The organism is Leisingera sp. McT4-56 (assembly GCF_020514995.1).
In the GTDB taxonomy this organism is placed as follows: Bacteria; Pseudomonadota; Alphaproteobacteria; order Rhodobacterales; family Rhodobacteraceae; genus Leisingera; species Leisingera aquaemixtae_A.
Genome location: NZ_JAJALF010000024.1, coordinates 48,802 through 71,049, shown reverse-complemented (window position 1 = coordinate 71,049; position 22,248 = coordinate 48,802). Strand labels below are relative to the sequence as shown.

The 22,248-nt window shown below is 65.8% G+C and carries 18 protein-coding genes; 7 read left to right on the top strand and 11 right to left on the bottom strand.

The window, feature by feature from the left end; all coding sequences use genetic code 11:
• Nucleotides 1–829 (top strand): DUF4384 domain-containing protein (locus tag LHL23_RS20235; protein ID WP_226431295.1); only part of this gene is annotated, 829 nt, incomplete at its 5' end.
• 403 nt (nt 830–1,232) lie between these two features.
• Here LHL23_RS20235 and LHL23_RS20230 read toward each other — a convergent pair.
• Nucleotides 1,233–2,744: a caspase family protein gene (locus LHL23_RS20230; protein ID WP_319005223.1), complete on the bottom strand. Its 1,512-nt coding sequence runs from the start codon at nt 2,742–2,744 to the stop codon at nt 1,233–1,235.
• A 188-nt stretch (nt 2,745–2,932) separates the two neighbouring features.
• Between LHL23_RS20230 and LHL23_RS20225 the strand changes: the two genes are divergently transcribed.
• On the top strand, nt 2,933–3,973 hold the full coding sequence (locus LHL23_RS20225) for an OmpA family protein (RefSeq protein ID WP_226431294.1): 1,041 nt from the start codon (nt 2,933–2,935) through the stop codon (nt 3,971–3,973).
• Between the two features lie 805 nt (nt 3,974–4,778).
• On the opposite strand, the gene LHL23_RS20220 is transcribed toward LHL23_RS20225, so the two are convergent.
• A complete protein-coding gene (locus LHL23_RS20220; protein ID WP_226431293.1) occupies nt 4,779–5,879 on the bottom strand; it encodes a ParB/RepB/Spo0J family partition protein in 1,101 nt (366 codons plus the stop codon).
• Entirely contained in the window at nt 5,876–7,180 is a 1,305-nt protein-coding gene (locus LHL23_RS20215; protein ID WP_226431292.1) for an AAA family ATPase, read from the bottom strand. The genes LHL23_RS20220 and LHL23_RS20215 overlap by 4 nt, the downstream gene beginning before the upstream one ends.
• A gap of 555 nt (nt 7,181–7,735) precedes the next feature.
• Here LHL23_RS20215 and LHL23_RS20210 point away from each other — a divergent pair.
• The 3 genes from LHL23_RS20210 (at nt 7,736) to LHL23_RS20200 (ending at nt 10,301) form a co-directional block, all read left to right on the top strand.
• Nucleotides 7,736–8,419, top strand: a complete 684-nt coding sequence (locus LHL23_RS20210; RefSeq protein WP_226431291.1) for a DnaA N-terminal domain-containing protein — start codon at nt 7,736–7,738, stop codon at nt 8,417–8,419.
• A 104-nt stretch (nt 8,420–8,523) separates the two neighbouring features.
• A complete protein-coding gene (gene tviB / locus LHL23_RS20205) occupies nt 8,524–9,798 on the top strand; it encodes a Vi polysaccharide biosynthesis UDP-N-acetylglucosamine C-6 dehydrogenase TviB (RefSeq protein WP_226431290.1) in 1,275 nt (424 codons plus the stop codon).
• 68 nt (nt 9,799–9,866) lie between these two features.
• Nucleotides 9,867–10,301 (top strand): GFA family protein, encoded by a 435-nt coding sequence (locus tag LHL23_RS20200; protein WP_226431289.1) that lies wholly within the window; start codon nt 9,867–9,869, stop codon nt 10,299–10,301.
• A 15-nt stretch (nt 10,302–10,316) separates the two neighbouring features.
• On the opposite strand, the gene LHL23_RS20195 is transcribed toward LHL23_RS20200, so the two are convergent.
• The 5 genes from LHL23_RS20195 to LHL23_RS20175 all read right to left on the bottom strand — a co-directional run bounded on the left by LHL23_RS20195 (nt 10,317) and on the right by LHL23_RS20175 (nt 16,508).
• A complete protein-coding gene (locus LHL23_RS20195) occupies nt 10,317–10,931 on the bottom strand; it encodes a LysE family translocator (RefSeq protein WP_226431288.1) in 615 nt (204 codons plus the stop codon).
• 83 nt (nt 10,932–11,014) lie between these two features.
• Entirely contained in the window at nt 11,015–11,926 is a 912-nt protein-coding gene (locus LHL23_RS20190) for a MurR/RpiR family transcriptional regulator (RefSeq protein WP_226431287.1), read from the bottom strand.
• 49 nt (nt 11,927–11,975) lie between these two features.
• The gene (locus LHL23_RS20185) at nt 11,976–12,278 is read right to left on the bottom strand and encodes a type II toxin-antitoxin system RelE/ParE family toxin (protein WP_226431286.1); all 303 of its coding nucleotides are present in this window, start codon (nt 12,276–12,278) and stop codon (nt 11,976–11,978) included.
• Nucleotides 12,271–12,507, bottom strand: a complete 237-nt coding sequence (locus LHL23_RS20180; RefSeq protein ID WP_226431285.1) for a type II toxin-antitoxin system ParD family antitoxin — start codon at nt 12,505–12,507, stop codon at nt 12,271–12,273. Before LHL23_RS20180 ends, LHL23_RS20185 begins: the two co-directional genes overlap by 8 nt.
• A gap of 143 nt (nt 12,508–12,650) precedes the next feature.
• Nucleotides 12,651–16,508, bottom strand: coding sequence for a PEP/pyruvate-binding domain-containing protein (locus LHL23_RS20175; RefSeq protein WP_226431284.1), 3,858 nt, complete (start codon nt 16,506–16,508; stop codon nt 12,651–12,653).
• A gap of 408 nt (nt 16,509–16,916) precedes the next feature.
• Between LHL23_RS20175 and LHL23_RS20170 the strand changes: the two genes are divergently transcribed.
• Entirely contained in the window at nt 16,917–17,813 is an 897-nt protein-coding gene (locus tag LHL23_RS20170) for a PhnD/SsuA/transferrin family substrate-binding protein (protein WP_226431283.1), read from the top strand.
• A gap of 16 nt (nt 17,814–17,829) precedes the next feature.
• The gene (locus LHL23_RS20165; protein WP_226431282.1) at nt 17,830–20,115 is read left to right on the top strand and encodes a response regulator; all 2,286 of its coding nucleotides are present in this window, start codon (nt 17,830–17,832) and stop codon (nt 20,113–20,115) included.
• A 61-nt stretch (nt 20,116–20,176) separates the two neighbouring features.
• Here the strand turns inward: LHL23_RS20165 and LHL23_RS20160 are convergent, their stop codons facing one another.
• Genes LHL23_RS20160 through LHL23_RS20150 form a run of 3 tightly spaced genes read right to left on the bottom strand, consistent with a single transcriptional unit; the run spans nt 20,177 to nt 22,211 of the window.
• Nucleotides 20,177–20,983 carry a metal ABC transporter permease gene (locus tag LHL23_RS20160; protein WP_226431281.1) on the bottom strand — a complete coding sequence of 269 codons (807 nt, stop codon included), beginning with the start codon at nt 20,981–20,983 and terminating at the stop codon, nt 20,177–20,179.
• Complete coding sequence (locus tag LHL23_RS20155) at nt 20,980–21,732, bottom strand: ATP-binding cassette domain-containing protein (protein WP_226431280.1); 753 nt, start codon at nt 21,730–21,732, stop codon at nt 20,980–20,982. Before LHL23_RS20155 ends, LHL23_RS20160 begins: the two co-directional genes overlap by 4 nt.
• On the bottom strand, nt 21,729–22,211 hold the full coding sequence (locus LHL23_RS20150) for a Fur family transcriptional regulator (RefSeq protein WP_226431279.1): 483 nt from the start codon (nt 22,209–22,211) through the stop codon (nt 21,729–21,731). Before LHL23_RS20150 ends, LHL23_RS20155 begins: the two co-directional genes overlap by 4 nt.
• Nucleotides 22,212–22,248 lie beyond the last annotated feature (37 nt).

Genomic DNA, 22,248 nt, shown 5'->3' with positions numbered 1-22,248 from the left:
CGATGCCCCCCGCATCAAGGCCGCGCTGGCCTTCCAGGGCGGTTCCGGCGATATCGACCCGGTCTCCCTCGCCGCCTTCCAAAGCTTCATGCAGCCCGGAGACGCGGCGGCACAGGGCGATCCCCTGCGCGATGGCGTCTCCGGCATCCTCTCTGCCGTGCCCTGTTCCCGCCTGCAGGTGGCCTTTGTCCCGGAAACCGCCACGCTGGAGGTCCGCGGACACTTGCCCGAGGACGGTATGCGCTCTCCTGTTCTGGCGGCGCTGCAGGCGCAGATGGGCGGTGACATCACCGTCTCTGACCAGATGCGCCTGCTGCCGCGCCCTCAATGCGGCGCGCTGGCGGGCATCTCAAACGTCGGCCTGCCGCAAAGCACCGACCAGATCACCAACCCGCTGCTGGTCGGCAGCGACGCCCACGCCCGGGTGCTCGACTATTCCGGCGGCGAGCGGCTGTTCTTCGATCTCACCGCCCCGGACTACCCGGCCTTTGTCTATGTGGACTATTTCGATGCCGGCGGCGCGGTGCTGCACCTGTCCCCGAACGAATTGGTGCCGCTGGCTGAAGCCGCCCCCAAAACCGCCCTGCGTGTCGGCGCCAAGGAGGCCGGGGACCCCGGCCTGCAAATCACCGTCGGCCCGCCGTACGGCCAGGAGATCGCGGTGGCCTTCGCCGCCTCGCACCCGCTCTACGGCGGCACCCGCCCGCTCAGCGAACCCGCCGCCCCGTATCTGGAGTTTCTGCGCACCAGGGTCACAGCCGCCCGCGCCGAACACCCGGATTTCAAGGGCGAATGGGTCTATTTCCTGATCACCACCCACGCCCCGTAACCGCCAGCTTGCACAGGCAGTACTCCCGCGCCCGCAGGCCCGCGGCTGCCGCCGCCGGGCCTTGGCGGCCTTGGGCCCGGCGCTGCGCGCACGCGCAGCGCCCCATCCCGCCCTTTTGCGGGAAAAGGGCTGCGCCAGCCGCCGCGCAGGCTGCGCGGTTCACCCTTGAGGCGGAAAGGGGCGGAGTATCATGGGGGTGGCGCCTTAAGGGCAAAGCTGCCCTTAAGCGCTTCTCAGCAAGAATTTTTTCAGAGTCTGTGCGGCAGCCGGCCCGCCGCGCCGAAGGTGCCCCCCCGCGCTGTGCGCAGCACAGCGCCGCGCCCAACCGGGCAGGCGCATTTCGCAAATGCGCCCGCGCGGGCGGGAGCCCTCCCCTGCCCTGCGCAGGCAGGCCGCTGGCGGCCTACTGGCAGCCGCCCGCGGCCCAGCTCTTCAGCGCCTGTTTCAGGGCGCCGCCAAACGGATGCTGCTTGCCCAATGAACGCTGCATGTTGAGGCTCAGGTAAGTGTTTCCTTGCGTGCACAGCCGCTCCCGCGTCCACTGGTGGCAGCTGCCGCAGGACTGCCCCTTCCAATAGCTGTCTGGCAGGCCATCGACGGGCGGAAAGGACGGCGCGCGGGTCACGACCTCGGCAATTGTCAGACCGGAAATCTCCGCAATGTCGCTGTACAGCGGGCTGGCATAGGTCACCGGGCCGGCCTCCGCCAGTTTCGCAGGCTCAGCTTGGGGTTTCTCTGCAATGTCCGGCGCAGCCTCGCCCGCCGCCGGGTCCTGCCCGGCCCCGGCTTTCAGCGCTGCCGCCTCCGCCGCCGCAATTTCCGCGAACTTCCCCTCCGGATAGGCCATCAGATAGGCCTCATAGGCGGCCTTGCTGCCATCCGCCTGCGCCGCCTGGAACATCGCGGTTTCCGCATCCGGCGCCGCAACGGGCGCAGGCGCGGGCGCGGGTGCCGCTGCCACATCCGCCCCGGCACCGCCGTGCAGTTCCTCTTCCATCAGCTCCGCCAGCAGCGCGCGGGCCGCATCGGCGTATTTGCCGCCACCGTAGCCGCGCAAGAACAGCATGATCTGCACCGCATCCCGCGACGCCTGGACAGAGGCCCAGATCTGCGCCTCCTCGATCTCCGCCGCGCTCAGCACCGGCTCCGGCGCCGCCTCGGCAAAGACAAAATCGCTCACCAGGGACGACGTGTCCCAGGGCGTCTGCTTGCCGCCGCTCTGCTCCAGCACTGCCCGGCGCACTTGTTTCAGCACCTGTTCGACCGGCGCCCCCGGCACCATGATCTCGCGCGCCAGCGCTTCGGTGAACGGGCTGTTTTCCCCCTCCCCGTCCAGCGCCACGTCGCCCGGCGCGGTGGCATAGGCAAGGAAGGTTCCGGTCGGCGCCTTCATTTCCGCCAGGCCGCTCTCATTCAGATCCGCCACCGTCTTGAACGGGTTGTTGCGGCAGGCGTCCAGGATCACGATATTGGTGCGGTTCCGGGCCGAGGCCATCTGCCGCAGCACCGACTGCGCCTCCACCGCCATCAGGTCCAGGTCCGCCGCGTCCTCCAGCGCCACATCCACCGGCAGCAGGTAGTTGCTGCCAAAGCTCTGCACCCCGTGGCCCGCATAGTAGAACAATCCGGTGGCATCCGGCCCGGCGCCGCGCAGCTTGTGCCCGAACTGGGCAATCGCGCGCTTCATCTCGATCTGCCTGGCATCGGCGGCAAGCGTCACCTCGAACCCCAGCCCCTCCAGCGTCTCGGCGATCAGCCGCGCATCGCGCACCGGGTTGTCCAGCGACGACACCGCGCCATAGGCCGAGTTGCCGATCACCAGCGCCAGCCGCTCCTCCGCCTGGGCCATCGCGCCCCACAAGGCCGCAACAGCCGCCAGCAGCATCAGCCGGACCCGGATCATCAAAATTCGCACGCACCTGCTCCAATTCTTGCCTGCGGGTTCCGTCCCGCCGGGCAGCTTCCCAATTCTTAAGGGTATTTGGTTACCAAACTATCGCGTCCCTTGCACCCGGCAGCAAGACTGCTGTTAGTCTGGGCGCATCGTTTCCCGCCCGGCATTTGCGCCGGGATATCCTTTTCGGCAACCTGACTGGATTCCGCATGTTCCGCTTAACCCTCTCAATCATAACAGTTTTCCTGCTTCTCATCCGCCCGGCCCTGGCCGCCGGCCCGTTTGAGGGCGGCTGGCAGCTCAACGCCGAATCCTCCGCCATCCGCTTCATATCGATCAAAAAGGGCAGCATTGCGGAATCCAGCCGCTTTGCCGCCTTTTCCGGCAGCATTTCGGAGGCCGGCGAGGCGAAGATCCACATCGCACTCGACTCCGTCGACACTTCCATCGACCTGCGCAACGTGCGGATGCGGTTCCTGTTCTTTGAAACCTTCACCTACCCCGAGGCCGTGGTGACAGCCCGTATCGATCCGGCTCAGATCGCGGATCTTGCCGCAGTGCAGCGCAAGCAGATCGACCTGCCCGTCACCCTGTCGCTGCACGGGGTCGAGGCCGCGCTGACCATTCCGGTAGCGGTAACACTGCTAAACGGAAACCGCGTTGCCATCGCCACCGTGCAGCCGGTGATCCTCAAGCTGGAAGACTTCAACCTGACCGCGGGCCGCGAAAAGCTGGAGGAAGCGGCAGGTGTCACCATCACCCCCGTCGGCCTTGTCAGCATGGACCTGCTGTTTGACCGCAACGGCGCCGCCACCGCCTCTGCCCCCGCGGGGACAGCCGCCTCAGGCGCCGCCACCGCGCTGGAGGCCAGCGGCGATTTCAGCCGCGAGGCCTGCACCGGCCGGTTTGAGATCCTGTCGCAGGGCCGCAGCGTCAACTTCGCCCCCTCCACCGCGCGTCTGGATGCCAACTCGCGCGACTTCCTCAACAGCCTCTCGGACATCATCCGCCGCTGCCCCGGCATGGTGGTTGAGATCGGCGGCCACACCGACAGCCAGGGCAAGGCCGCCTGGAACATGGCACTGAGCGAGAAGCGCGCCGCGGCAGTGAACCAGTATCTGCGGCAGAAGGGCATTCCGGCAGAGCGCCTGGTTGCGGTTGGTTACGGCGAGACCACGCCGCTGGTCCCCAACGACACGGTGCAGAACCGGGCCAAGAACCGCCGGATCGAGTTCAAGGTTCTGAACTGACCCGCCGCTGACCCGGCAGAATTCACCGCTGTCCCCGCGGGGACAGCAGCAGAAATCGCAGCAAGACCCGGCCCGGCGCCGGGTCTTGCTTTTGCCAGGAGGTCCGCTCCGGCAGGTGCTTTTCCCCTCCTGTCCCGACGGGGACAGCCGTGGCTTTCCTCCTCTGCCCTGCCCGTTTTAGTCCTTTGTCCCCGCGGGGACACGCCCTGGCGCGGGCGGTGAACGCCGGACAAACTGCCGCCCGACAGGACCGCTGCCATTCCCACGGGCAGCTGTTTCGGCCCTCCGCCGCCGGAAAGTTCACAGGTGCCCCCGCGGGGACAAGGCGGAAAACTGCAAGTGCTGCGGCCTGTTTCCCCGGAGTGTCCCCGCGGGGACAGGTTGCGTTCCGGGCGGCATATGGCGGGCCGTTGGGCATCCTCCGGGATCGCCGCCGGTCATCAGGCTGTCTGTTTCCGCCCTTTGCCCCGCAGAACCACACGTCTGTCCCCGCGGGGACAGACAGAGATTTTCGAGCACCCTGCCCTCCATTTGCCACCCGCTTCTGCGGCTGCAGGCCAGAAGGCCTCTGGTTCGAATGCCTGTCTGCTTCACCTGTCCCCGCGGGGACAGGTGAAGCAGACAGGCCCGAACAGCCGGATTAGACACCAGATCACCGGGCAGTTTCGGCCCTGCCCGCTGTTTTGTCCCCGCGGGGACAGCGGTGAAAAACACCGCGGCAGGCTGACATGAGACATAAAAAAAGCCCGGCATCACTGCCGGGCCTTTGCGGTTTCCTGGTTCTGTCCCCGCGGGGACAGTTGCGTCAGCCGTCGTCTTCCAAGGCGGCAAAGAACGCGGCGATGGCGTCCTCCAGCTTGTGCCGGTCGATCCCGGAGAAGTCGCGCTCCATCGCCATCTCGATCTTGCCGTCGCGCGCCTGGCAGCGGACTGTCCCCGCGGGGACAGTGCAGCGCAGGGTTGTCTTGGCGACGCCGGGGCGCGGCGCGGCAGGGCTGCGGGGGGCATTCTTGCGCTTGCCTTCGACAAAGCTGCGCAGCACCTCCAACTCCGCCTCCTCGGTGGAGGGCTGCACCCGCGCCAGCGCATCGCGCAGCACCTGGGCGTTCATCGCGTCGGCTTCCAGCCGTTTCTTCAGCTCCAGCCCCAGCGCCCGCGGGATCGCCTCCGGGTATTTCAGCGCATCGCCCACCGCCTTCAGCACCTGGGCGAAATGGCGGATATAGATCTTCTTCTGACGGCCTGCAGAGGCATAGAGGTCGTTGACCGCATCCTCGAGAGTCTTCGCTCTGGTGCCCTCGTCCTCGGCATAGCGCAGCGCCAGCTGGGCCATCTCTGCAAAGGAGATGTCGCGGCGCACCAGGTTCTCGTCTACCATCCGGCGGTAGAGGCTCTGCAGCGTGTCGCCCTTGGCCACCAGACCTGCGGGGATATGCTCATAGGCTTCATCCTCTGTCTCCCGCAGCAGCTCCAGATAGGCCCGCAGCCGGCGGTAGCCTTGGATCAGCTCATAGCTTCCGTCCTCGTTCTCCTCGACCCGGATCGGATTTGACAGGCCGATGGATTTGATCGAGGCCTTCAGTTCGTCCAGGTCCGGGTCGCGGCCTTCCCTGCGGTCCCGGATCAGCTTGGTCGCGCCAATCCGGCCAATTGGGATCCGGTCAACCATCAGGCCCAGCTTTTTCAGCCGCACAAACTCATGCGCCAGCCGGTCGTTCTCGGCGCGGATCTTCTCTTCCGCCTCGGCGCGGGTGCGCAATGCGTCGGCGTTCTCGGAGATCGCGGTGGCCATCGGCCCGCGGCGGGAAACGGCAGGTTTCTCAGCCGGTGCTTCCGGGACTGTCCCCGCGGGGACAGCGGCGGTGTCAGGAGTGAAGTCGATGTCGAAGACTCTGCGTTTGCTCATGCCTCATCCTCCAGTTTTTCCCAGGCTTCCAGCGCGTAGGCCTTGAATTCGTCATAGGCCTGATCAAACGACGCCCGCGCACGGCGCCAGGTTTCGCGTGTCATGTCCCGGTAATCGATTTCGTAGATGGAACTCAGGAAGCGGCCCGATTGTTCGACTGCGCGGGTCATCTCGATCGGGTGCTCGGTCATTCTACCCTCAAAAACCTTCATAAATGCCGAACGCATCGCACGGTGCAAATCGTTACCGCTTTCGTAACGGGTGAGGAGGAAGCGGACGTCCTGGAACACCTTGGGCAGGGCAAATGTCCCCGCGGGGACAACCCCGTTGAAGGCCGAGAGATCTTCCAGCGCCTCGGACAGCTGGCCGATGAAGGAGGTGGTGGAGTCATATTCCCAGTAGCCGGGGCCGGAGGGGATATAGAGCATGTCGGCGGCAAAGACCGCGTTCATCGACTGGTAGCCGATCGCGGGCGGGCAGTCGAAGATCATCAGGTCGTAATCCTCGGCCGGCAGCTGGTCGAGGTAGCGGGAGACCGCGGCGAAGAACGACCATTCCGGGTTCAGGTGGCGGTACTGGGCGGAGGCGAATTCCACAAACGCCGCATTGGCGCAGGAGGGGATGATGTCGATGGTCGGCCAGCTGGTCGGTTTGACGAAGTCGCTGGTGCGAAGGTCCTGCAGCCCCATGCCGGTGATTGCGTCGGGCAGCTGGCGCTGGGGCAGGGAAGTGCCGGATTCCGCACCCTGCAGCGAGGCGTTCATCCGCTCGGTCTCGCGCACCAGATCTCGGGCCATGATGCCCCAGACGGTGTAATCCTCGGTGACGTCGCTGAGGCCCATGGAATGCGACAGAGTGGCCTGCGGGTCGAAGTCGACGCAGAGCACCCGGTAGCCGTCCAGCGCCGCGGCGTGGGCGAAGTGCAATGCCACGGTGGATTTGCCGGCGCCGCCTTTGAAGTTGGAGATTGCCACCCGCAGCGCCCGTTTCCCCGCGGGGCGCTTGGGCAGCAGCGATTTGCGGTTGATCTTGATGCGGCGTCGCAGCTCGTTGATCTCCTCCAGCGAATACCAGCGCTGGCGGCCGTCCTCCTCGACATGGCCCTGCGGCAGCGAGGGGTCGGTGGCGAGCCGTCCCCGCAGGGTCGACTGGTTGACGCGGAAGATCAGCTCCGCCACTTCCCAGGAAGAGAACCGGCGCAGGGTCTTTTCCATCTCGGGGGAGAAGGTCTGCTGGCGGATCCAGCTTTGCATCTTGAGGGATTGGGCCTGCATTTTGGACAGGTCTTCGTGCGTAAACATCGCTGCTCCTTGGCCTTGCACGTTGTTGTTATTTGGCGGCGTCCATTTTCTTGCGGACGCTAATTCAGCCTCAATATTCATTTACGCCGAATTTGCAAAAAACGCAAAAGCTAATATGGTTGGAAAGAGCGTCCTGTCCCCGCGGGGACACATCTGCAAAAGGCCCAGTGAAATAAGGCGCAGGGCGATTCGGAAGGCTGAGGCCAAACGATTCGTTTCATTGGGTTTTTCTGGTGGTTGCCTCCCAGATTTAGGGGGGCACTCTGGACCGGGATACAGCAGATTGGGGGACATTTTGGCGCAAATAGGGGTCACCCAGGATGTCCCCCAATACCATTGATACCAATTTTTCTTTCGAAAAAGGGATTGGGGCTGAATTGAATTCCCGCCGGCGCTTGACAGAATCGGAATTCCGGACGCAAATCGGATACAACAAACGAATAGCGTTGAGTTCGGAGCAAAACCGGCCAGCGTAATTCCCGGCAGACTCTCCGGGAGCACTTGAGGCAGCATATCCCGGCCCAGGAGGGCAGGGAGGGAGAAACGGGGGCAGCAATGCTTGCCAAACGGCCTGCGGGGCGCAACGCCTCTGCGCTGAAATATGATATCCTCACGGCGATGGGGGCTTATGCGCTTGGCCAGGGCAAGGGGGCGCAGAAGCTGGTTCTGCGTTTCATGACACTGATGACCGCCCGCTACAACTGGCAGCGCGATGAACTGGCCGTCGGCCAGCGGGAGATTGCCCGGCTGTGGGATGTGGACGAGCGCACTGTGAAGCGCGAGATGGCCAAGCTGCGGGGCTGGGGCTGGCTGGTGGTGAAACGCCAGGGCGCCCGCGGGCGGGTCACCGAATACGGGATTGATCTGGAGCGGCTGCTGGCAGACACGCAAGAGCGCTGGGGGGCTGTTGGTCCGGACTTCGAGCACCGGATGCAAGGTGCGGATGAGCCTGCGCCGAATGTGGTGCCCCTGCGCCCCGGTGCGGTGCCGCCGGCGCCGGATGTGTCTGACGGCAGCGAGTGGAGCCTGGCCAAAGCGGTGCTGCACGCGGAGGATCCCGCCAACTATGCTTCCTGGGTGCAGGGGCTGGAGCGTGCGGGCAGGGCAGGGGGGCGGCTGGTGCTGAAGGCGCCGAGCCGGTTCCATGCCAATTACGTGATGTCGCATTTGATGCCGCGGCTGCTGGCGGCCTGCCGCGATGTCGATGGCGAGGTCTCCGCCATTGTTGTGGAGGCGTGAGGCGGAAACTGCAGGCCTGCGGTTGAACCCCGATGCACGGCGGCATTATGTGGGCGGGCAGGGGGCCTGGTTGAGAGGCCCCGCGGAACAAGGAGCAGCCGGACATGAGCGGCGTGCAGGAAAAGATCTGTGTCATTGGCCTCGGATATGTCGGGCTGCCGCTGGCGGCGGCGTTCGGGCAGCAGCGGGAGGTCGTGGGGTTTGACATCGACCCCTCGCGCATTGCCGAACTGCGCAAGGGCGAGGACCGCACCCGGGAGCTGGAGCCGGAGGAGCTGGCCGCGGCGGAATTCCTGCGCTTTACCTCCGACCCGGCGGAGATTGCGGACTGCTCCATCTACATCGTCACCGTGCCGACGCCGGTGGATGCCAGCCACCGCCCGGACCTGAGCCCGCTCTTGGCGGCCTCGGCCATTGTGGGCGGGGTGCTGAAACCCGGTGATCTGGTGATCTATGAATCCACCGTCTATCCAGGCGCCACCGAGGAAGACTGCGTGCCGGTGCTGGAGGCGCGCTCCGGCCTGGCGTTCAACCGGGATTTCTTTGCGGGCTACAGCCCGGAGCGGATCAACCCTGGCGACAAGGCGCGCAGGCTGAAGGATATCGTCAAGGTCACCTCAGGCTCGACGCCCGAAGTGGCGGAGCGGGTGGATGCGCTTTACCGCGAGGTGGTGGCGGCGGGCACCCACAAGGCCGCCAGCATAAAGGTGGCGGAGGCCGCCAAGGTGATCGAGAACAGCCAGCGGGATATCAACATCGCGCTGGTGAATGAGCTGGCGAAGATCTTCAACAAGATGGGGATCGACACGCAGGCCGTGCTGGAAGCCGCTGGCACCAAATGGAATTTCCTGCCGTTCCGCCCCGGTCTGGTGGGCGGGCACTGCATCGGCGTGGACCCCTATTACCTGACCCACAAGGCGGAGCAGCTGGGCTATCACCCGGAGATCCTGCTGGCGGGCCGCCGTCTGAACGACGGTATGGGCGCCTATGCTGCGGGCGAGATGGTCAAGGCGATGCTGAAGCGCGGCCTGCCGGTGGCTGGCGCGCGGGTGCTGGTCATGGGGCTGACGTTCAAGGAGAACTGCCCGGACCTGCGCAACACGCGGGTGATCGACGTGGTGCGCAGCCTGGAGGAATACGGCGCGGTGGTGAATGTGCACGACCCCCATGCCGACCCGGAAGAGGCGCAGGAGGAATACGGCATCTCGCTGGTGCCGGAGCCGGGGCAGGGGGCCTATGCCGGGGTGGTGCTGGCGGTGGCGCATTCCGAGTTCCGCGCCATGGGGGCAGAGGCGGTCCGGGCCCTGGGATCCGAGGGCGCGCTGGTCTATGACCTGAAATACGTGCTGGCGCCGGAGGAGGCGGACCTGCGGCTCTGATCCGGGCGCGATCTCCCGCTTTGTTCTAGATTGCTGTATCCTTGCCGGTGACGGCGAGGAGGTCTGTGATGAGTGATATTCTGGAAGGCCGCTGCCTGTGCGGCGCTGTGAAAATCCGTGTTGAAGGGGCGCATGATCCGCGCGCCGGGGCTTGCCATTGCCGCATGTGCCAGCGCTGGACCGGCGGGCTTTTCCTGTGTTTCGAGGCGGCTGCGGAAGCGGTGACGGTTGAGGGGCCGGCGGTGCGGTATCAATCCACCGCCTTTGCCGAGCGCGCGTTTTGCGCGACTTGCGGCTCGCACCTGTGGATGCGGGATGTGGATGAGGACGGCGCGCCCTACGACCTGATGCCGGGGCTGTTTGATGCTGCCCTGGGCTGGCCGCTCAGGTCGGAGATCTATGCCGACCGGGCAATGGCGGCGGTGCGGCTGGAAGGGGACCACCAGCGGACAACACGGGACGCGTATGAGGCGCAGAACCCGTTCATTGACGGCGACGTCTGAGCGGCAGGGGCCGCCTTAGCGGTCTGTGCGGGCCAGTGCCAGGCCGAGGCCGGAGGTGATGAACAGCGCGCCGGTCAGGCGGTGGCGCAGGCGGCCGAGCCTCAGGATTGCGGGCCGGGCCGATTGCGCGGAGGCCGCCCAGATCATGTCGCCTGCGAAAATCACCGCCAGGTAGATCGCCGCTGCGGTGAGCAGGGCGGATGATCCTGCGCCGGGAGCGATGAACTGCGGCAGGAAGGCGGCGTTGAACAGCAGGGTTTTCGGGTTGATCAGGGCCAGCAGCAGGCCTTGCCAGAAGATGGTGCGGCGCGGTTTGCGGCTGGCTTTGGCCTCTTCCATGCCGGCAACGCCCTGCCGCCAGGAGTGCACGCCGAGATAGAGCAGATAGGCGACGCCGGCCCATTTCAGCCAAAGGAAGGCGGAGGCGGCGAATTCCAGCACCGCGGCAAGACCCAGAACCACCGCGGCAAGCTGCAGGGCCACGCCCGCGGTAGTGCCAAGCACGGTGACCGCCCCAAGGCGGAAGCCGCGGGCCAGCGTATTGGCGATGATCAGCGCCACATTCGGCCCCGGAACTGCAACCAGAACCGCTGTTGCGCCCGCAAGCGCCAGTGCCATCGTCAATTCCATGGGAATGCCCTCCGCCTGTTCTGCAGGCATAAGACTCGCGGACATGGAGGCTTGCAACTCTTTTTCACGCGGCTGCCGGGGAGCTACCGCCCAATCCGCGGCAGTTTCGGGCCGCTCCAATAGGCGCCGCTGTCCTGGCGCAGGGCGTCATAAGCTTCAATCCGGCGCCGGGCGTCTTCGCCGCCGGCGTCTATCAGATGGGTGAGCAGGCATTCCAGCACTGCCATGGCGCCGCCGATGGCGCCGAACGGGTGCAGCGAGTTTGCGGCCACTGCCAGCACATGGTCGGTGCGGATGCCGGGGGCGATGACCTCGCTGTCGGAGATCAGGATCACCGATGCGCCGCGTTCGCCTGCCAGCCGCAGCGCCTGGATGGTGCCGGCGGAGTAGGGGGCGAAGGTGATGGCGATCAGGCAGTCCTCGGGGCCAATGTCCACGAGGTCGTCAAGCGCCGCACCCATGTGGCGGGGGACGAGGTCCAGCGCCGGCAGCGCCATGCGGCCGACGTAGTGGAAGTAATAGGCCAGCGCATAAGACGACCGGGTGGCGGTGACATAGCTGCGGCGGGCGGCGGTGAGGGTGTCCACGATGGCCTGGGTGCGCTCTGCCGTCATCAGCCGCAAGGAGCGCGAGGTGATGTTGAGCTGGTTGCGCGCGGCGGCTGCCTGCAGTGCGCCTGCAGGGCCTTCGTCCTGCATCCGGTCAAGCCAGTCCTGGCCGAGGTCTGCCTCATGCGCAGTGGTCAACGCGGCGCGGAAGGGGGCGCGGAAGGCCTCAAACGTGTCATAGCCCAGGTGCTGGGCAAGGCGGACAAAGCCGTTGGCGCTGACGCCGGTTTTCTCAGCCGAAGTGCGCACGGTATCGAGGCCGAAGTCGCCGGGGTTGTCGATCACGTATTTCGCCGCCGCCTTGAGCTTGGGCGGGAGTTCCTCCATCCGGTCCTTGAGGTGCTGGATCAGCCGGGCGGTTTTCCTGGGGTCGAGATGCGGGTCCATGCACCGTATCAGAGCAGATGTGCTGAAAATGGCAAGGGTGGAACGGGTGTTATTCCGAGAGGAATGCCATCAGGTCCTGGCGGGCGTGCAGGATGCGGATGATCTCTGGGCGGCCGTTCTGCAGGCGGTAGATCACCAGATGCGCGCCTGTGGGGTGGATGCGGACCGGCGGGGTGAACTCATCCCGTTCGCGGGCCATTTCGGGGAAATCTGCCAGCAGGTCGAAGAGGGCAAACAGGCTGTCGGTATAGGCATCGGCCTGTGTTTCGCCCCAGGTTTCCAGCCCGTAGCGCCAGATCGCGGCAAGGTCGGTGCGGGCTGCGGGGCGGATCCGCCAGCGCGGCTCAGCCATTGCGGCGCATGGCGGCCTTGAAATCTTCGGCGCTCAGCGCCTCCGCCGGGCCGCTGGCGAGGCCTGTGTCGATGGCGGATTGCAGTTCTGCTATGGCGGCGGCGCGGGCCTGGTCGCGGCGGATCAGGTCGCGGACATAGTCGCTGGAATTGGCATAGGTGCCGGCGCGGGCCTGTTCCTCGACCCAAGTTTTCATCTGGTCCGGCAGGGAGACGTTCATTGTGGCCATTGGCAGGCTCCTTTCGCTGGAATAGGATATGGCAATCTTTGCCACACTTGCAAGAGGAGCGGAATGGTGGGCGGAATCGCCCACCCTACGTAAAAAAAGCCCGCAACGACTGGTTGCGGGCTTTTCTAACTTGTCCGGGTGGATCAGGCGGAAACCACCTTGAGGCCCTTTTCTTCCAGCGGCTGGATCGAGCCGTCTTCGCTGACGGTCACCCGCTCGCCGTGATCGAGGCTGTCGAGGCCCTTGCAGGCGACCAGCATCAGCACGTCCTTTTCGCGGGCGACGATGGCCATGTGGCTGAGCCAGCCGCCGACCTCGCTGAGTACCGCGCCGGAGCGCTGGACCCACGGCAGCCAGGCCGGGTTGACCATGCGGCAGACCAGAATGTCGCCGTCCTGGAAGTCTGCAAAGGCGGCGGGGTCGATGCAGCTGTCGTCCTCCATCCAGAACACCCGGGCGGTGGCGCTGCCGCTGCCCGCGACGCAGGTGCCGCCCATGGTGCCGTCGCCCGCCTGGGCCTGGGCGCCGAGCGACAACAGCTCGCAGTCGCGCAGGGTGAGGGTGACATCTGTCGGTGCGGATTTCTTGCGCAGCGCTTCCTTCTCTGCCCGCGCCTCTGCCAGATCGCGCAGAGGGGCCGGGTTGGACCAGTTGCTGTCCAGAACTTCGGTGAAGGTCAGGCTGAACACCAGATCCTCCAGCCCGCTGGTTTTCCCGAGCGCCAGTAGGGCGCGGCGCAGTTCGGCGACGACGCGCAGCGCTTCGTGTTTGGCCTGTTCCTTGAGGTCCTGATAGGCGATGGCGATGCCGATGGTATCGTCCAGCTCATCCGGCAGGTTGGCCGGGACCGGCACCGCGCCGATCGGCTCCACCGCGCTGTCGAGCAGGGAGTGGAGCAGCGCCGGCGCCTCGGCGTAGCGGGGCGAGGACAGCTCGTAGTCGAAGATCGAGCGGTGGCCCATCAGCTGCATGGCGCGCGCCTGGGCATCCTTGCCGGTGCAGGAGGCGAGCAGGCTGGAGGGCGCGTTGGGCAGTTCCGCGTGCATGAGATGCGCGCGCAGGGCCGGGTCGCCGGCCGCCGCCGAACCTGCCTCGCCCATGGTGAAGCCTGCCAGGATGTTGATCTTCTCGGCCTCCAGATAGACCTCGCGGATGAACATGTCCTTGAGTGTGGAGATCGCCTCCAGCAGCTTGTCCTGGGGCAGCGCGGCGTAATCCACGGCCTGCCAGATCGCCAGCTTGTCGCGCAAGGAAGGCATCACGTCGCTGCGGAAGCGGGTGATCATCGGATGCGCCTGCTTGCGCAGCTGCTTGGCCTTGGCGGCGGTGAGTTTGAGCGTCATGCCCTGTTTCAGCGCCACATCGACATAGGTCTTGCCGAACAGGTTCACCAGATGGCCGTCGCGCCCCTCGGGCAGGCCATAGGGCACGCCCAGCTCGCGGCAGGCCAGGTCGACGCTGCCGCCCGGCGCCCACAGCTCGCTCATCAGCGAGAAGGAGAGCGGGGTGGGGCGGGGCAGGACTTCGGACATCTCGTCCTGCTCCAGGATGGTCTGATCCGGGGCGGCGTCCGCATAGCGGTCCAGCAGATCGCGCCATTCTCCCAGACGGACCTGTTCCTGCTCGGTGCCGAGGCTCAGGGTGGTGATGTCGCGGCTTTGGACGATCTGGAACTGGCCGTTTGCATAGGCCCATTCGACGTCCTGCGGGCAGCCGAAGGTGTCCTCGATCTGTTTCCCAAGCGCCAGCAGCGGCGCCATGTTCAGGGTCTGGTCCTGATCGGCATCCGCCGGGAGGCCGGTGTAGCGGCCAAAGCGCAAGGAGGTCGGGGTGACGCGGCCGGACACCAGATCCTCGCCGCAGCCCTCGACCCATTCGATCATGCACATGCCGGGGGCCATCGGGTCCTGGGTGAAGAGGACGCCGGCGTATTCCGCCTGCACCATTTCCTGCACCACGATATTGCCCTGGTCGGTGCTGTCGCCCTCGCCGGAGTAGCTGGCGGCGCGTTCCGAGGAGAAGCTGGTCACGACTTCATCCAGCGCGGCGCGCATGGTGTCTGCAGTCACGTCGAGCACCGATTCAAAGACGCCGGCAAAGCTTTGGTCGTGGCCGTCCTCATTGCTGGCGGAGGAGCGCACGGCGACCGGTTTGCCGCCTGCAAGGGCAAAGACCTGTGCCGCAAAGGCGTCCTTTTTGGCGTCGGACATTTCGCGGTAATCGTGGATTGCGTCGGAGCGGACGATCACGCCGCCCGGCACCGGCAGGCCCGCGTTGCGCAGGATCGACAGGCGCAGCGCCTTGTTGCCGGCATGCTCCAGCTCCTCGGTGTAGCCCATCGGGATCACGCCGCGCGGCAGCTTGGCAAGGCGGCGCTTGTGGGCGCGCAAGGCAATGGCTTCGCCCAGCTGGCGGTGCATGCCGGTGACATAGGCGCGCTGCACCAGCAAGAGCGTCAGGCTGAAGCAGAGATAGGCATTGGCGGCGCCCGACAGGCTGAGGACCATGGCAAAGAGCGCAGGCATGCCCAGCACCATCCACAGGGTTTTCTGGCGCGGTGTCTTAGCCACGGCCCACAAGAGGTAGACAGCGGCGAGCGCGCAGAACAGCACCGGCATGATGAACAGCGGATCGGGCAGGCCGAGGTCAGCCATCCACAGGAACGGGGTTTGCAGGCTGGCGCTGGCCTCCTGCGCGGCAGAGACGCCCAGCATCATCACCGGCAGGAACAACAGCGCGGTGAGGTTCTTCATCGGGGTCAGGCCCTTGTCCTTGTAGAACGCCTGCACCGCGCGCGCCTTGCGCACCGGGTCATGGGCCAGTTTCGCCTTCAGCGCCTTCATCTCATCCGCGGTCTCGGCGGTGATGATCTGGTCGCGCTCGGACTTCAGCGCCACCGGCAGCACCAGGATACGGGTCGCGATGGACAGCGCCAGCAGGCCCAGCAGGATATGGCTGCGCTCATGCACCCACAGCAGCGCTGTGGCCAGCGCCGAGATCGCCTTGTCCCAGAGGCCGGTTTGCTGATCTGCCAGCCAGGCCTGCACATGCGGTTTCGGCTTGGGCGCGACGAAGTATTCCCACGGCAGAGTGTAACGGCCGCGGAAGTCGATGCCCTGCTGCGACAGCTCCAGCCCCAGCACCTGGCTCATGAAGCAGCTGCGGCGGTCGTAGCAGGCGGCGATGGTGGGCTTGTTCGGGTCCAGCTCCGCGATGCGCGCCATCAGGTCCGCGGTGGTCATCTTGCGGATCGGGATGTTGATCGCGCCGGGCAGGTGGCCGGTTTCAAAGTCGCCGGGATAGCGGGTGTCGACGATCTGCAGGTCCTCGGTGGTCAGCAGCTGCTCAAAATCGGCGGTGCTGAGCAGCACGTCCTTGCCCGGGTATTCCGGGATCGCGCGCAAGTCGGAGAGGGATTGCACGTCCTTGTCGGAGAACTCGCGCCCCTCGACGATCCATTTCTCGATGCCGCCCGCGATGAAGCTGCAGTCGATGCCCATCGCCGCCAGCTTGGCGCAGGTTTCCGAAGAGCGGTTGCCGTTGTGGCAGAACAGAACGACCTTCTGGCCGGGCTGCACTGGCTGGCTCTGGACGAAGTCCGGGAAACGGATATGGGTGGCGCCGGGCAGGGTGCCCATGGCGTTCTCGCCGGTTTCGCGGATGTCGTAGAACAGGGTCGAGCCGTCCTCCAGCGCCGCCGCCGCGTCCGCCGTGCTCATCGCCAGCGGATGGTCCTCCTGCTTGGAGAAGCTGGTCTCCTTGAGCGACGCGTCCTTGATGGTGGTGCCGTCAAACTGCGCCGGCCGCGTCAAAGTGGCCTGCAGCCTTGCCAGCTCGGCCTGCGCATGCGAGGAATATTGCCAATAGTTCCCGGCCGCCAGTGCCATGGCCGCCAGGACCAGCACGGATATCAGCTTGACCGGGTAGCGGCGCGGCGTGTTGCCCGGCTTAGGGGTAAAACCCAGTTTCGCCGCAATGACAGCGCCCAGGCCGGAAATCATGGCAATACCAACGGCCAGGACCTGCGACAGTGAAGAGACCGAACCGATGACAAGTTCTGGAGATGGGATGGCCAGCGCCGCAACCGGGAGGACCGCAAATAGCGGCGTGAGCACAAGGAGTTGTGCTGAGCGGCGGAGGGACCGGGCGGTCCGGGCATGCAATAGGGTTGTCTTCACGGTGGTTCCTGTCGGGCCAGCTGAGTGCTTGTCTTAATTTATGGCGAATTTGCCTAAAAGATTACGAAAACCTTTCAGAAGGGTTAATATAGAGGCCGAAGAATAAAAGAACCGCAAAATTTTTCCGAGAATTGCAGGTGCGTTAACATTGTATTTTCAACTATGTGCCATGTAACCAAGGGGTGCGGCGTGTCTGCCGTGCCTGCCGAAGTCAGTCAGGAGGCTAGACTCGTGAAACTGTTTGAGTGCACCTTTGGTATCATTGAGCTTTTCCGGAAGCGGCTGCGGCCGGCAATTTCCGGTGCGCTGCTGGCTGCCTGGCTTGCGGCATTGCTTCCCGGTGCCGCCCTGGCAGGGACGGACCTGGTTTTCGGAACTTATGCGGCGGATAAACCAACCGCAACGGTCAAACAATACCAGCCGTTCCTCTCTTACCTGTCCGGGCGGATGAGCGAGGAGCTGGGCGAGCCGGTGACAATCCGGCTGAAGATCGCCAAGGAATACGAGGAAGGCATCCGCCAGCTGGCCAGCGGCGAAGTGGATTTCGCCCGTTTCGGCCCCGCCTCCTATGTGCATGTGATGAAGGAAAACCCGGGCATCCGGATTATCGCGATGGAATCCAAGAACGGCCAGAAGCGGTTCAAGGGGGTCATCGTGGTCCACCACGACAGCAGCGTGCAGTCGGTCGAGGAACTGGCCGGGCTGACCTTTGCCTTCGGGGATGAACTGTCGACGATCGGGCGCTACCTGGCGCAGGAATACCTTCTGGAAGCTGGAATCAGCAGTGCGGACCTGCATGAGTTCGCCTATCTCGGCCGCCACGACCTGGTGGGGGAAGCGGTGGGCGCAGGCCGGTACACGGCCGGCGCGCTGAAAGAGAGCACCTATAAGAAGCTGGTTGCCAAGGGGGTGCCGATCCGGGTGCTGGCCTCCTTCGACAATGTCACCAAGCCCTGGCTGGCTTCGGCGGACATGCCGGAGAATGTGCTGGAAGCGATGCGCAGGGTGATGCTGTCCTCCGAGCATGAGGAGATCGTGCGCAGGATTTCACGGAACGGCTTCCTGCTGGGCGAAGACCAGGATTATGACATCATCCGCCGGGCGATGGAGCGCAGCCTGGCCTTCTGAGGCGCCGCGTGACACCATGAAACGTACAAGCATCCTGTTTCAGATTGTGCTGTCGCTGCTGCTGGCAGCCTCGGCGGTCGGTTTCGCGGTCGGCGACCTGGCGCAGCGCCAGGAGGTGCAGCGGCTGGAAGAGCAGCTGGCGGAGCAGGCCGACCTGACAGTGTCCCTGCTGAGCGGGCTGATGCTGGAATCGATCATCGTCGAAGACGTGCCGGTGCTGGAAACCGGCCTGATCGAAGCGGTCAGCCGCAAACCGCAGATCGTGTCGATCCAGATCCGCAACCCGGCGGGCAAGCTGCTGGCCTCGGCGGAGGCGCCGGCGGCGCAGCCGGACGGTGGCCGGGTGATGTATGAGCGGCCGATCGAGCTGGAGGGCGCGGCCTTCGGCACCATGGTGGTGGAATGGTCGACCCGGGACGGCGAGGTGCTGGTGGCCGCCAAGGTGCGCCAGATCATCATCTGGACGGTGGTGCCGGTGCTGGCGCTGTCGCTGCTGGTGCTCCTGCTGGTGCATGGGCTGGCGCTGCGCCCGCTGCAGATGATCCACAAGCGGATGTCGGACGCGATCTCCGGCCTGCGCAGCCCGGCGCAGCGGCTGCCCTGGTATGCCTCGCGCGAATTCCGGGCGCTGGATTTCTCGGTCGGGGTGCTTGAGGAAACCTTTGCCGAGCGCGACGAGCGCGAATTTGCGATGGAGCAGGCCCGCGAGGCGGCGGATATCGCCAACCGGGCGAAGTCGGAATTCCTCGCCAATATGAGCCACGAGATCCGCACCCCGATGAACGGGGTGATCGGCATGGCGGAGCTGCTGCAGGACACCGACCTGGATGAAGACCAGAAGATGTATGCGGAAACCATCGCCAAATCCGGCTCGGCGCTGCTGACCATCATCAACGACATCCTGAACTTCTCCAAGATCGAGGCGGGCAAGGTCGAGTTCAGCATCGCCCCGTTCAACCTCCAGACCGCGGTCGAGGACGTGGTGACGCTGCTGTCGCCGAAAGCGGCGGAGAAGGGGGTCGAGATCACCATGCGCTACGACCCGGCCCTGCCGGAAGTGTTCGAGGGCGATGCAGGCCGGATCCGCCAGGTGATCACCAATGTGGCCGGCAATGCGGTCAAGTTCACCCGCGAAGGCTATGTCTATATCGAGGTGACGGGAGAGCGCCAGGACACCGGCAAGCATCTTCTGCGGCTGCGGGTGCGCGATACCGGGGTCGGCATCGCGCCGGACCGGATCGGCAAGATCTTCCGCGCCTTCGAGCAGGCCGACAATGCCGCCACCCGCAATTTCGAGGGCACCGGCCTGGGGCTGGCGATCTCCTCCCGGCTGCTGTCGCTGATGGGGGGATCGGTGCAGGTGGAATCGGAGCCGGGCAAGGGATCTGTCTTCACCATCGAGATTCCGCTGCAGGCGGGCGGGCCGGTGGCGGCGCAGCCGGCTGGCGGCCGGCACAGTTTTGCCGGGCTGAACGGCCTGCTGGTGGATGACCTGGAATTGAACCGGGTGATCCTGTCGGAACGGCTGAGCGCCTGGGGCGTGTCCTGCACTCTGGCGGCCTCGGCGCATGAGGGGCTGGAGATCCTGGCGGATGCGCAGCTGGACGGGCGCAGATTCGACTTCGTCATCCTCGATTTCCAGATGCCGGCGATGGACGGGCGCGCCCTGGCCGGGCGGATCCGGGCGATGCCGGGGTTCGAAGCCGTGCCGCTGATCATCCTGTCGTCGGTGGAGCACGCGCTGAGCCGGGCGGATTGCGAGGCCATCGGCGCCTGCGAGTTCGCGCTCAAGCCGGTGCGGGCGGTGCAGCTGCGGCAGGTGCTCGACCGGGTGCTGAGCCTGCCTGCGCCAAAGGCGGTGTCCGCGGACGGCGCCGATGCCGGGGATCAGCCGGCGAGCCGGCTGCTGCAAGTCCTGCTGGCAGAGGACAACCGCACCAACCAGCTGGTGGTCACCAAGATGCTGAAGGATGCGCCGCTGGAGATCAGCATCGCCAAGAACGGCATGGAAGCGGTGGCGCAGTTCCGGTCGGCGCGGCCGGATATCGTGCTGATGGACATGATGATGCCGGAGATGGACGGCATCGAGGCGACTGCCGAGATGCGCCGCATCGAAGCCGAGAGCGGCAGCCGCAAAACCCCGATCGTGGCGCTCACCGCCAATGCGCTGCAGACCCATCGGGAGAAATGCCTGCAGGCCGGGATGGATGATTTCCTGAGCAAGCCGATCAACAAGAAGGCGCTGACCGAAGCGATCAGCAAGTGGACGGGCACCGAAGACCTGCAGCGCACCGGCAGCTGAGCGGCCGGCCCGGGCCGGGCCTTCGGGGCTGAGGTGAAGCGCAAGCCCGGCGCGGCGGCGGTCAGCCGCGGCGGCGCTGGAGCAGCAGCCCGGCCAGGCTGGAGACGGCGAACAGCGCCGCTGCCAGGCAGACAATGCTGGGGCCTGCCGGGGTGTCCAGCGCAAAAGCCAGCTGCAGGCCGCCAACGGCCGCCAGCATGCCCAGCAGCGCCGCGATCGCGGCCATCCGCTCCGGGGTGGCGGCAAAGGGGCGGGCGGCAGCGGCCGGGATCAGCAGCATCGCCGCGATCAGCAGCACCCCCACCACCTTGATCGCCACCGCCACCACCAGCGCCAGCGCAATGGTCAGCACCATCTGCTCGCGCCTGGGGTCGATGCCGGCGGCATGGGCCAGATCCGGGTTCAGCGTGGCGGTCAGCAATGCGGACCAGCGCCACCACAAGAGTGCCAGCACCAAAACCGCACCGCCCCAGATCACTGCCAGGTCGGCGCGCCCCACCGCCAGGATGTCGCCGAACAGATAGGCCATCAGGTCGATCCGCACCCCCTGCAGGAAGGAGACGGCAACCAGGCCGAAGGCGAGCGAGGAATGCGCCAGCACGCCGAGGAGCGTGTCCATCGCATAGCCGCGGCCTGCAAGCGCCGAAACCGTGGTGGCCATCGCCAGCGCGGTCGCCAGCACGCCGGCAAAGACCGACACATCAAAGCTGAGCGCCAGCGCCACGCCGAGAATCGAGGCATGGGCGGTGGCATCGCCGAAATAGGCCATCCGGCGCCAGACCACGAAACAGCCCAAAGGGGCCGCAGCCAGCGCCACGCCGATGCCGGCCAGGGCGGCGCGGATCAGGAAATCGTCAAGCAGGGTCATTCCGCCGCCTCATGGTGGTGATCGTGTTTGCAGTCGTGATCATGGCTGTGATTGTGCTCATGCCGGTACAGCGCCAGCGCACCTTGCGTGCCGGTGCCAAACAGCGCCCGGTATTCCGGGGCGGAAGCAACATGCTCCGGCGCGCCCTCGCAGCAGACATGGCCGTTGAGGCAGATCACCCGGTCGGAGGCCGCCATCACCACATGCAGCTCATGGCTGACCATCAGCACCGCGCAGCCCAGCTCCTGGCGGACCTTCTCGATGCGCTGGTAAAAGGCGGCGGATCCGGGCTGGTCCAGGCCCTGGGTGGCCTCGTCCAGGATCAGCAGCTGCGGATTGCTGAGCAGGGCCCGGGCCAGCAGCACCCGCTGGAACTGGCCGCCGGACAGGCCCGACATCTGCCGCGCCGCCAGATCGCCGGCGCCGGCCTGCTGCAATGCCTCCGCGGCGCGGGCGTCGGACACCCGCTGCGGCAGGCTGAGGAAGCGGCACACCGTCAGCGGCAGGGTGGGGTCGATGTGCAGCTTTTGCGGCACATAGCCGATCCGCAGCCCCGGCGCCCGGGTGACGGTCCCGCGTGCCGGTTTCTGCGCGCCGATCACGCTGCGCAGCAGGGTGGACTTGCCTGAGCCGTTGGGGCCGACCACGGTGACGATCTCACCGGGGGCAATCGACAGGCTGACACCGGACAGAACCGTGTTGCCGCCATGCGCGACGGTGAGGCCGTCCAGGGCAATCAGGCTGGTCATGCGGCCGGTTTCCCCTGGCATTTGGGGCAAAGGCCCTCGGCCTCGATCACCGCGCGCTCAATCACGAAGCCGGCGTCGCGGGCGGCCTGGCCGAGCTGGCCCTGGGTGGGTTCGCGCTGCGCTTCGGCCACGGCGTCGCAGGCGCGGCAGATCAGGAAGACCGGCGCGTGGCTCTCGCCCGGATGGGTGCACGCGATGAAGGCGTTAAGCCGCTCAATCTTGTGGGCAAAGCCGTTTTTCACCAGGAAGTCCAAGGCCCTGTAGGCGACGGGCGGCTGCGAGCCGAGCCCCTCTTCGCGCAGCCGGTCGAGGATTTCATAGGCCCCCAGCGCGCGGTGCTCCTGCAGGAGGATCTCCAGCACCCGGCGCCGGACCGGCGTGAATTGCAGGCCTTCTGCCCGGCACTGGGCATCCACGGCGGCGATGCCGTCCTGGATGCAGCTGCTGTGGTCGTGCGGGGCGAAGCCGATGGAATCCATATGCGGGGGTCCTCCTAGGCGGCGGATTTGCCTCTTG

Coding starts and splice junctions, on each gene's coding strand:
- LHL23_RS20195 (WP_226431288.1), bottom strand. CDS start 10,931: ATGGAATTGACGATGGCACTGGCGCTTGCGGGCGCAACAGCGGTTCTG.
- LHL23_RS20200 (WP_226431289.1), top strand. CDS start 9,867: ATGAGTGATATTCTGGAAGGCCGCTGCCTGTGCGGCGCTGTGAAAATC.
- LHL23_RS20225 (WP_226431294.1), top strand. CDS start 2,933: ATGTTCCGCTTAACCCTCTCAATCATAACAGTTTTCCTGCTTCTCATC.
- LHL23_RS20190 (WP_226431287.1), bottom strand. CDS start 11,926: ATGGACCCGCATCTCGACCCCAGGAAAACCGCCCGGCTGATCCAGCAC.
- tviB (WP_226431290.1), top strand. CDS start 8,524: ATGAGCGGCGTGCAGGAAAAGATCTGTGTCATTGGCCTCGGATATGTC.
- LHL23_RS20165 (WP_226431282.1), top strand. CDS start 17,830: ATGAAACGTACAAGCATCCTGTTTCAGATTGTGCTGTCGCTGCTGCTG.
- LHL23_RS20175 (WP_226431284.1), bottom strand. CDS start 16,508: ATGATTTCCGGCCTGGGCGCTGTCATTGCGGCGAAACTGGGTTTTACC.
- LHL23_RS20220 (WP_226431293.1), bottom strand. CDS start 5,879: ATGAGCAAACGCAGAGTCTTCGACATCGACTTCACTCCTGACACCGCC.
- LHL23_RS20185 (WP_226431286.1), bottom strand. CDS start 12,278: ATGGCTGAGCCGCGCTGGCGGATCCGCCCCGCAGCCCGCACCGACCTT.
- LHL23_RS20180 (WP_226431285.1), bottom strand. CDS start 12,507: ATGGCCACAATGAACGTCTCCCTGCCGGACCAGATGAAAACTTGGGTC.
- LHL23_RS20210 (WP_226431291.1), top strand. CDS start 7,736: ATGCTTGCCAAACGGCCTGCGGGGCGCAACGCCTCTGCGCTGAAATAT.
- LHL23_RS20150 (WP_226431279.1), bottom strand. CDS start 22,211: ATGGATTCCATCGGCTTCGCCCCGCACGACCACAGCAGCTGCATCCAG.
- LHL23_RS20155 (WP_226431280.1), bottom strand. CDS start 21,732: ATGACCAGCCTGATTGCCCTGGACGGCCTCACCGTCGCGCATGGCGGC.
- LHL23_RS20160 (WP_226431281.1), bottom strand. CDS start 20,983: ATGACCCTGCTTGACGATTTCCTGATCCGCGCCGCCCTGGCCGGCATC.
- LHL23_RS20215 (WP_226431292.1), bottom strand. CDS start 7,180: ATGTTTACGCACGAAGACCTGTCCAAAATGCAGGCCCAATCCCTCAAG.